Genomic DNA, 9,015 nt, shown 5'->3' with positions numbered 1-9,015 from the left:
GTCGGGATGGCCCTCCGGGGGCGCCGCGAAGGGGTTGTCGTCGGTGGAGGGGTCGGGCTGACGGCGGTCCGGCATCGAGTGGCTTACTTCCCCTGTGTCGTGGACGGTGTGGTGGACGTCCGTGGACCCGGTGTGCGCCGGGGTTGTACGGCTTGCACGCCAGACGCTACCGCCCGCCCGTCCCCCCGTCCCTCGGGGGCGGTCCCGTGTGCCGGTATCGTTGCAGGCGGTCGGTGGCTTCGTATGGTTCCCCGTATATCGGTACCCCGAAGTTTCGTATGACCACACAAGACCAACGTCGCAAATCCTGTGAGAAAGGGCCTCCCATGGCCGCCTCCCGCCTGGTCGTGCTGGTTTCCGGCTCCGGCACCAACCTCCAGGCCCTGCTCGACGCCATCGACGCCCACCCCGGCGGAGCCGAGGGTTTCGGTGCCGAGGTCGTCGCCGTCGGGGCCGACCGCGAGAACATCGCCGGTCTGGAAAGGGCCGAGAAGGCGGGGATCCCGACCTTCGTATGCCCGGTGAAGGCCTACGGGAGCCGTGAGGAGTGGGATGCCGCCCTCACCGAGGCGACCGACGCGTACGCGCCGGACCTCGTCGTCTCCGCAGGGTTCATGAAGATCGTCGGCAAGAACTTCATCGACCGCTTCGGCGGCCGGTTCATCAACACCCACCCCGCCCTCCTCCCGGCGTTCCCCGGCGCGCACGGGGTGCGGGACGCCCTCGCGTACGGGGCGAAGGTCACCGGCTGCACGGTCCACTTCGTGGACAGCGGCGTGGACACCGGCCCGATCATCGCCCAGGGTGTCGTGGAGGTCCTGGACGGGGAGGACGAAGCCGCGCTCCATGAGCGCATCAAGGAAGTCGAGCGCCAGCTGCTCGTCGACGTCGTGGGGCGCCTGGCCCGGCACGGCTACCGCATTGAGGGACGAAAGGTAACAATCCAGTGACCGCCAACGAAACGACGACCGCAACGACCCAGCGGCCGATCCGCCGTGCGCTCGTCAGCGTCTACGACAAGACGGGACTGGAAGACCTGGCCCGCGGCCTGCACGAGGCGGGCGTCGCGCTCGTGTCGACCGGCTCCACCGCGTCGAAGATCGCCGCGGCCGGTGTGCCCGTCACCAAGGTCGAGGAGCTGACCGGCTTCCCCGAGTGCCTCGACGGCCGGGTCAAGACCCTCCACCCGCGCGTGCACGCCGGCATCCTCGCCGACCTGCGCCTGGAGGACCACCGGCGCCAGCTCGCCGAGCTGGGCGTCGAGCCCTTCGACCTGGTGATCGTCAACCTGTACCCCTTCCGGGAGACGGTCGCCTCCGGCGCCACCCCCGACGAGTGCGTCGAGCAGATCGACATCGGCGGTCCGTCGATGGTCCGTGCCGCCGCCAAGAACCACCCGTCGGTCGCGGTCGTCACCAGCCCGGCCCGTTACGCCGACGTCCTGGCCGCCGCCCAGGGCGGTGGTTTCGACCTGGCCGCGCGCAAGCGGCTCGCCGCCGAGGCCTTCCAGCACACCGCCGCCTACGACGTGGCCGTGGCGTCCTGGTTCACGAACGCGTACGCCCCGGAGGCCGAGGAAGGCGCGCTGCCCGAGTTCCTGGCCGGCGCCTGGGAGCGCAAGTCGACGCTGCGTTACGGCGAGAACCCGCACCAGGCCGCCGCCCTGTACACCGACGGCCAGCCGGGCGGGCTCGCCAACGCCGAGCAGCTGCACGGCAAGGAGATGTCCTTCAACAACTACGTGGACACCGAGGCCGCCCGCCGGGCCGCCTACGACCACGAAGAGCCCTGCGTCGCGATCATCAAGCACGCCAACCCGTGCGGCATCGCGGTGGGCGCGGACGTCGCCGAGGCGCACCGCAAGGCGCACGCCTGCGACCCGCTGTCCGCGTTCGGCGGTGTCATCGCCGTCAACCGCCCGGTGACCGTCGAGCTCGCCGAGCAGGTCGCGGAGATCTTCACCGAGGTCATCGCCGCCCCGGCGTACGAGGACGGCGCGGTCGAGATCCTCGCCAAGAAGAAGAACATCCGTGTGCTCAAGGTGGACGGGACCCCGCACCAGCCGGGCGACCTCAAGCCGATCAGCGGCGGTGTGCTGCTCCAGCACAGCGACGTCTTCCAGGCCGAGGGCGACGACCCGAAGAACTGGACCCTGGCCACCGGCGACGCCCTCTCCGCCGAGGAACTCGCCGAGCTCGCCTTCGCCTGGAAGGCCTGCCGCGCCGTCAAGTCCAACGCGATCCTGCTGGCCAAGGACGGTGCCTCGGTCGGCGTCGGCATGGGCCAGGTCAACCGCGTCGACTCCGCGAAGCTGGCCGTCGAGCGGGCGGGCGCCGAGCGCGCGCAGGGTTCGTACGCGGCCTCGGACGCGTTCTTCCCCTTCCCGGACGGGCTGGAGATCCTGACCGCCGCGGGCATCAAGGCCGTCGTCCAGCCGGGCGGGTCGGTCCGTGACGAGCAGGTCGTCGAGGCCGCGCAGAAGGCGGGCGTGACCATGTACTTCACCGGTACGCGCCACTTCTTCCACTGATACGCGGATACGGATCCGGATACGGCGAAGGCCGCCACCCGCTGGTGCGGGTGGCGGCCTTCGCCGTACGGAACGCCCTTAGCGCTTCTTGATGACCAGGGTGTTGGCGGCCTTGTCGTGCCAGCCGCGCAGCTGCCCGGTGTTGTCGAAGAACGGGGAGATCACGATGAGGATGTAGCCGAGGCCGCAGGTGATGTAGCCCAGGCCGATCGGGAAGCCCCAGCGGACCAGCGCCGGGCCGAAGCCGGGCTTCTGGCCGGTGCGCGAGTTGACGATCCGCATGCCGAGGATCATCTTGCCGGGGGTGCTGCCCATCGTGCTCACGAAGATGACGTCGTAGAAGATGAACGTCAGCGCGGAGACGAGCAGGGACGCGATGAGCGAACCGACGGCGAGGCCGCTGGCCGCGCTGTCACTGCTGCTGCTGGAGCCGGCGAACGCGGCACCGAAGATGATGATGTTGAGGATGATCACCACGATGTACGCGAAGATCATGTCCAGCAGACGCGCGCCGAAGCGGGCACCGTAGGTGCCGACCTCGACGGGACCCAGACCGGGGACGTTCGCGAACCCCTCCGGCACCGGGGCACCGGGCTGGCCCGGGTACTGGCCGGGCACACCGTACGGCTGCGGCGGCTGCTGCGGGTAGCCGTAGCCGGCCTGCGGCGGGACGCCCTGCGGGGCCTGCTGCGGGTAGCCGTAGCCGGGCTGTCCCTGCGGCGGCTGCTGCTGCCCGTAGGGGTTGTTCGGGTCGCCGAAGCTCATCTGGGTGTTTCCTCCGTGAAGTGCGGGGACGCACGGCACGCTGGAGGACACTTCCTTTTGCGGTACGCCCCCCGGCACTGCCCGCGGCACTACTTTCCGATCGTCTTGCTGTCCGTCATCGTGGTGGGCCCGCACCGGGCTTGTCCAGCCGGTTGCAAAGCCGGGCCACACTTGTTGTGCAAGTGCAATGAAGAGCACGTTCCGGCCTCCGCCCGACTGGAAGCCGGGCCGCCCCATCCGGAAGGATGCCCTCATGAGCGCCCAGATTCTCGACGGCAAGGCCACCGCGGCCGCGATCAAATCCGAACTGACCGCCCGGGTGGCGGCGCTGAAGGAGCGGGGCGTCACCCCCGGCCTCGGCACCCTGCTCGTCGGCGACGACCCGGGCAGCCGCTGGTACGTCAACGGCAAGCACAAGGACTGCGCGGAGGTCGGCATCACCTCCATCCGCCGCGAACTCCCGGACACGGCCTCCCAGGAGGAGATCGAGGCGGTCGTGCGCGAGCTGAACGAAGACCCGGCCTGCACCGGCTACATCGTCCAACTCCCGCTCCCCAAGGGCATCGACACCAACCGCGTGCTGGAGCTGATGGATCCGGCCAAGGACGCCGACGGGCTGCACCCGACCTCCCTCGGCCGCCTGGTGCTGGGCGTGCAGGGCCCGCTGCCCTGCACCCCGTACGGGATCGTCGAACTGCTGCGCCACCACGGGGTCGAGATCAACGGCGCGCACGTGGTCGTCGTCGGCCGCGGCATCACCGTCGGGCGCTCCATCGGGCTGCTGCTCACCCGCAAGTCCGAGAACGCCACCGTGACCCTGTGCCACACCGGCACCCGCGACCTCGCCGGGCTGCTGCGCCAGGCGGACATCATCGTCGCGGCGGCCGGTGTCCCGCACCTGGTGAAGCCGGAGGACGTCAAGCCGGGCGCGGCCGTCCTCGACGTCGGCGTCAGCCGCGACGAGAACGGCAAGATCGTCGGGGACGTCCACCCGGGTGTCGCCGAGGTGGCGGGCTGGATCTCCCCGAACCCGGGCGGTGTCGGGCCGATGACCCGGGCCCAGCTGCTGGTGAACGTGGTCGAGGCGGCGGAGCGGGCCGGCAGTGCGGGCTGAGCACGACACGAACGGGGCCGGCGGGGCCGGCGGTACGGACGGGGCCGAGGGGACGAACGGTTCCGCCGGGGCCCCCGCCCCCGCCGGGGCCGCTACCCCCGCCGGGGCCGCCACCCCCGCCCGGGCGGTCGCGAAGTCCCGGCGGTTTCCCGCCGTCACCCAGGACACCGCCCGCCCCGAGGGCGCCGGCCGCGCCATCCCCGGTGCCGTGTCCACGCCCGCCCGCCAGTGGCCGATGCTCAGCGTCCTCGCCGCCACCGCCGTCGGGCTGCTCACCACGGCGATGGGGCACCCGCGCATCGGCTGCCTCGTCATCGGCGTCGCCCTGATCGGGGCCTCGGTGCTGCGGCGCGTCCTGCCCTCGGTGGGCATGCTCGCGGTGCGCTCCCGGTTCACCGACATGGTCACGTACGGGGTGCTGGGCGTCGCGATCACCCTGCTGGCGCTGGTGATGGAACCGAGGCCGATCCTGCACCTCCCGTTCCTGGAGACCGCGGTCCGCTTCACCGTCCGCTGACGGGACGTCCGCCGCCGCGCCGCCGGAACGCCGTGCGGCGCGGCGCGCCCGGGCCCTTCGAGGGCCCGCCCCGGCCCTCGAAGGGCCCTGGAAACGGCCGTCCCCCCGGCTGGAGTACAGGTCGCGCGGGCGTCCGCGCCTTCGAACCCGGGGGTCGTGTGCCGTGGACCACAGGGTCCGGGGGGTTGGCGGCCCCTCGGGTCGGATAGCCTGACGGGCGGATGTCTCTTCACGTCAAGATTCGCAGGACAGGGAAGCGGCGTCCTCCCCAGTACTTGGGACCCAGCACACGGGGCGGGGACGCCCCACCGCCAGCTGTCTAACGGAGAAGGCCATGACCCGCACTCCCGTGAATGTCACCGTCACCGGCGCTGCCGGCCAGATCGGTTACGCCCTGCTCTTCCGCATCGCCTCCGGCCACCTGCTCGGCGCGGACGTGCCGGTCAAGCTCCGCCTCCTGGAGATCCCCCAGGGCATGAAGGCCGCCGAGGGCACCGCCATGGAGCTCGACGACTGCGCCTTCCCGCTGCTCAAGGGCATCGACATCTTCGACGACCCGAACCAGGGCTTCGACGGCGCCAACGTCGCCCTCCTCGTGGGCGCCCGCCCGCGCACTAAGGGCATGGAGCGCGGTGACCTGCTCTCCGCCAACGGCGGCATCTTCAAGCCGCAGGGCGCCGCGATCAACGCGCACGCCGCGGACGACATCAAGGTCCTGGTCGTGGGCAACCCGGCCAACACCAACGCGCTCATCGCGCAGGCCGCCGCCCCGGACGTCCCGGCCGAGCGCTTCACCGCGATGACCCGCCTGGACCACAACCGCGCGATCTCGCAGCTCGCCAAGAAGACCGGCGCCGACGTCACCGACATCAAGCGCCTCACCATCTGGGGCAACCACTCGGCGACCCAGTACCCGGACATCTTCCACGCGGAGATCGCCGGCAAGAACGCCGCCGAGGTCGTGGGCGACGAGCAGTGGCTCGCCGACACCTTCATCCCGACCGTCGCCAAGCGCGGCGCCGCGATCATCGAGGCCCGTGGCGCGTCCTCGGCCGCCTCTGCCGCCAACGCCGCCATCGACCACGTCCACACGTGGGTCAACGGCACCGCCGCCGGCGACTGGACCTCCATGGGCATCCCCTCGGACGGCTCCTACGGCGTCCCGGAGGGCCTGATCTCCTCCTTCCCCGTCACCTGCAAGGACGGCAAGTACGAGATCGTCCAGGGCCTGGACATCAACGAGTTCTCCCGCAAGCGCATCGACGCGTCCGTGGCGGAGCTCGTCGAGGAGCGCGACGCGGTCCGCGAGCTCGGCCTGATCTGATCCATCCGCGCTGATCAGGAGGTTCACTCCTTCGCCTGATCACTGCGAACACCTTTGCGCCCCGGTCAAACCTGACCGGGGCGCTTTGGCGTGAATTGGCCTATCGGTTCATGTAGGGGGTAAATAAGGTCGCCCGGTGACCGACCACCTGATTCCCCCTCAGTCCGGCGGCAGCACCCCGGCGGACCCGCGCAACGGCCGCCCCCCGGTCCACCCCTCCATAAGCGAGGCAGGCCGTCTCCTCTGCGTGGGGACCTACCTCGACACCACGTACCGCGACCGGGTGATCGACGAGCTGTACGTCCACGAGGAGCGGATCGCGGCCCCCTCGTACGGTTTCGACGCCACCCGGGTCCTGGCCCACGCGCTCCGCGCCCGGCGCGCCGAGCTCGCCTGGGGCGCCGGGATCGTCGGCGCCTGGCTGGTGGGCCTCCTGCTCACCGGCGGGCTGCTCAGCGCGCTGCTCGTGCCGTTCCTGCTGCTGAGCTTCGCCAAGTGGCTCCGCGGCCGTCCGGATCCCTGGGTGCGCTTCCTGTCCGTGGTGCCCTGGCTCCTGGCCTGGGCGCAGCTGGCCTTCACCGTCTTCGGGCTGTGGCTGCTCTCGGCCGATGAAGGCGACGTGACCGCCCCCTTCGAGTCCGTGTTCGGCGGCTCGGAGCAGTCCGGCGGCTCCAGCCGCCGGAGCGGGTCCGGCGGCCTCAGCGGCTCGGACGGGTTCGACGGCTTCGGCGGTTCGGGCGGGCTCGACGGCGTCAGCGGGCCGAGCGGCTCCGCCGGCGAGGACAGCACCTTCACCCTCTTCCTGTGGCTGGCCCTTTTCGCGTTCGCGGCGATCGTCGTCCTGCTCGTGCTCCGGCGCGTCCACCTCGCCCGTATCGTCGCCAGGGAGCTCGACCCGCGCCGGTACGCCGCCCAGTCCGCCGATCCCGTCACGCAGGCACCCCGCTTCGCCCGGGTCCGCGAGCGCATCCGGGGCGAGCAGCACTCGGCGCTGATCATGTACAACATCAGCGGTCCGTTCACCGGGGCCGGCGAGGGCTACCGGGCCTGGCAGCTGTCCGTCGAACTGCGCCCCCGTGAGGACCTCGGCGTCGACCGCAAGCCGCAGCCCGTCACGAACGCCGACATCGTCAAGCGCATCGTGCCGCTGCTGCACGCCCTGCGCGTGCCCTCCGCGCACGGCTCCGCGCAGGCGCAGGCCGACGTACTGGACAGGCTGCGTGAACTGGTCGTCGACGAGTGCGTGTTCCTGCCGGTCGCCGGTCTTCCGCACCGGGACAAGGCGCGGCTGGCGCGCGAGCAGTTCGACGGACACCGCCTCGGCGCCATAGAGGAGGGCGGGGAGCGGCGCAGGCACTTCCTGCGCATCCGGGTCGGTGGCTGGGACGAGAACCTCGTCGTCACGGTCTTCGTACGGGTCCACACCCAGGGCGGCATGATGATGCTGGAGGTGGCCCCGCACGTGCTGCTGCCCGTACGGGCCCGATTCCAGAGCGCCGACGCGGACGCGCACCGCTTCCTGAACAGCGCCTGGTACGGCAAGGCGGTCGAGGCTCTCGCCGCTGTCCCCGGCTCCTTCTGGAACGCCTCCTCGGTCCTGCTCCGGGCGCTGGCCAGCTGGTGGCGGACCGTTACGGGCCGCCACGACGGCGCCCGGCCGGAAGGGCCGCAGCTGTCGGTGCGGGAGATCGGCGCGGATGAGGACGGCTCGCTGTTCCAGCTCATGGACCTCGACCGGTATCTGAAAACAATTCAGGACCGGGTGGTCAACGGCGTTACCGTCGCACTGCACGAAGCGGGCTGGCACACCGAGGAATTCGCGCAGCGCGCCATCCACGTGGCGGAGGGGGCTACGTTCATCCAGTCGGTGAGCGACAGCGCGTTCAGCGTCGGCGGCACCGGCCACCACAACACCGCCGGGGGCGGTACGAGCGGCAAGGGGAGCAGCGGTGGGAAGTAACGGCGACGAACGCCCGGTCCACATCGGCAACATCAGTAACACCGCCTTCAGCATCGGCGGCAGCAACAACACCAACACCGTCCACAACGGCGCCCCGGACGGCAGGCCGCCCACTGCCGAGGAACTGCTGCGGGCCGTACACGAACTGCGCGTCGAGCTGGTGCGGATCCCGCGCAGCAGCGGGCGCGGGGAGCTCGACGCGGAACTGGAGGACGCGGCCGCCGAGCTGGAACAAGCGGGGGAGATCCGTCCGGGGCTGCCGGCGCGGCTGCGCGGGGCGCTGGAACGGTGGGCCCCGCTGGTGGAGACGGTGAGCGCGGCCACGGCACTGGGCGGGCTGCTCGCCTCGCTGGGAGGCTGAGCGGTGTCCTCGCCCGACGACACCTGGTGGAACCCGCGCACCCAGCGCTGGGAACCGGGCCCGGAGCCGGCCCGCCCGGACGGGCCGGAACATCACACCGAGCCGGAGTACTACCCCCTGCCCGAGCCCACGGCCACCCCGCGGCCCCCGGCCGCCCCGGGCTCCGAGGACGTGACGCAGGCCGCCGGCCCGGGCCGCCCGGCCGCGCCGGAGCACCCGGCCCCGGACGGGGCCGCGCCGGGTTCCGAGGACGTCACGCGGGTGGCCGGGCCCGGCCACCCGGCCGCTCCGGAGCACCCGGCTGCGCCGGAGCAGCCCTCCTGGCCGGAGTACTCCGTGCCGCCCCCGGCCGCGCCGGGGTCCGAGGACCTCACGCAGGTCGCCGGGGCCGCGTCCGGCCGCGGGCCCGCGTGGTACGAGCAGCCCGCCCAAGTGGGGTGGAAC

At 71.7% G+C, this 9,015-nt stretch carries 8 protein-coding genes and 1 pseudogene; 8 read left to right on the top strand and 1 reads right to left on the bottom strand.

Annotated elements, in window-relative coordinates:
• The first annotated feature begins 326 nt into the window (after positions 1-326).
• A complete protein-coding gene (purN, locus tag VR44_RS19295) occupies positions 327-950 on the top strand; it encodes a phosphoribosylglycinamide formyltransferase (RefSeq protein WP_045948791.1) in 624 nt (207 codons plus the stop codon).
• Positions 947-2,530: a bifunctional phosphoribosylaminoimidazolecarboxamide formyltransferase/IMP cyclohydrolase gene (purH, locus tag VR44_RS19290; RefSeq protein WP_045948790.1), complete on the top strand. Its 1,584-nt coding sequence runs from the start codon at positions 947-949 to the stop codon at positions 2,528-2,530. The genes purN and purH overlap by 4 nt, the downstream gene beginning before the upstream one ends.
• Positions 2,531-2,608: 78 nt before the next feature.
• Here purH and VR44_RS19285 read toward each other — a convergent pair whose 3' ends face one another.
• Positions 2,609-3,295 (bottom strand): RDD family protein, encoded by a 687-nt coding sequence (locus VR44_RS19285; RefSeq protein ID WP_045948789.1) that lies wholly within the window; start codon positions 3,293-3,295, stop codon positions 2,609-2,611.
• A 253-nt stretch (positions 3,296-3,548) separates the two neighbouring features.
• On the opposite strand from VR44_RS19285, the gene VR44_RS19280 reads away from it, so the two are divergent.
• The 6 genes and pseudogenes from VR44_RS19280 to VR44_RS45130 all read left to right on the top strand — a co-directional run.
• Positions 3,549-4,409, top strand: a complete 861-nt coding sequence (locus VR44_RS19280) for a bifunctional methylenetetrahydrofolate dehydrogenase/methenyltetrahydrofolate cyclohydrolase (RefSeq protein WP_045948788.1) — start codon at positions 3,549-3,551, stop codon at positions 4,407-4,409.
• Positions 4,399-4,926 (top strand): DUF3017 domain-containing protein, encoded by a 528-nt coding sequence (locus tag VR44_RS48455; protein ID WP_045948787.1) that lies wholly within the window; start codon positions 4,399-4,401, stop codon positions 4,924-4,926. The genes VR44_RS19280 and VR44_RS48455 overlap by 11 nt, the downstream gene beginning before the upstream one ends.
• 334 nt (positions 4,927-5,260) lie before the next feature.
• Entirely contained in the window at positions 5,261-6,250 is a 990-nt protein-coding gene (locus VR44_RS19270) for a malate dehydrogenase (RefSeq protein WP_045948786.1), read from the top strand.
• A gap of 136 nt (positions 6,251-6,386) precedes the next feature.
• Positions 6,387-8,210, top strand: coding sequence for a hypothetical protein (locus VR44_RS19265; RefSeq protein ID WP_052713707.1), 1,824 nt, complete (start codon positions 6,387-6,389; stop codon positions 8,208-8,210).
• Positions 8,200-8,571: a hypothetical protein gene (locus tag VR44_RS19260; RefSeq protein ID WP_045948785.1), complete on the top strand. Its 372-nt coding sequence runs from the start codon at positions 8,200-8,202 to the stop codon at positions 8,569-8,571. Before VR44_RS19265 ends, VR44_RS19260 begins: the two co-directional genes overlap by 11 nt.
• A 3-nt stretch (positions 8,572-8,574) precedes the next feature.
• Positions 8,575-9,015, top strand: a pseudogene (locus VR44_RS45130) (hypothetical protein); the annotation flags it as partial.

The sequence above is a fragment of the Streptomyces katrae genome, assembly GCF_000966975.1.
In the GTDB taxonomy this organism is placed as follows: Bacteria; Actinomycetota; Actinomycetes; order Streptomycetales; family Streptomycetaceae; genus Streptomyces; species Streptomyces katrae.
Note: the sequence above shows the minus strand (reverse complement) of the source record. Positions and strands in the feature narration are given on the sequence as shown.

Coding starts and splice junctions, on each gene's coding strand:
- purN (WP_045948791.1), top strand. CDS start 327: ATGGCCGCCTCCCGCCTGGTCGTGCTGGTTTCCGGCTCCGGCACCAAC.
- VR44_RS19285 (WP_045948789.1), bottom strand. CDS start 3,295: ATGAGCTTCGGCGACCCGAACAACCCCTACGGGCAGCAGCAGCCGCCG.
- VR44_RS19280 (WP_045948788.1), top strand. CDS start 3,549: ATGAGCGCCCAGATTCTCGACGGCAAGGCCACCGCGGCCGCGATCAAA.
- VR44_RS19270 (WP_045948786.1), top strand. CDS start 5,261: ATGACCCGCACTCCCGTGAATGTCACCGTCACCGGCGCTGCCGGCCAG.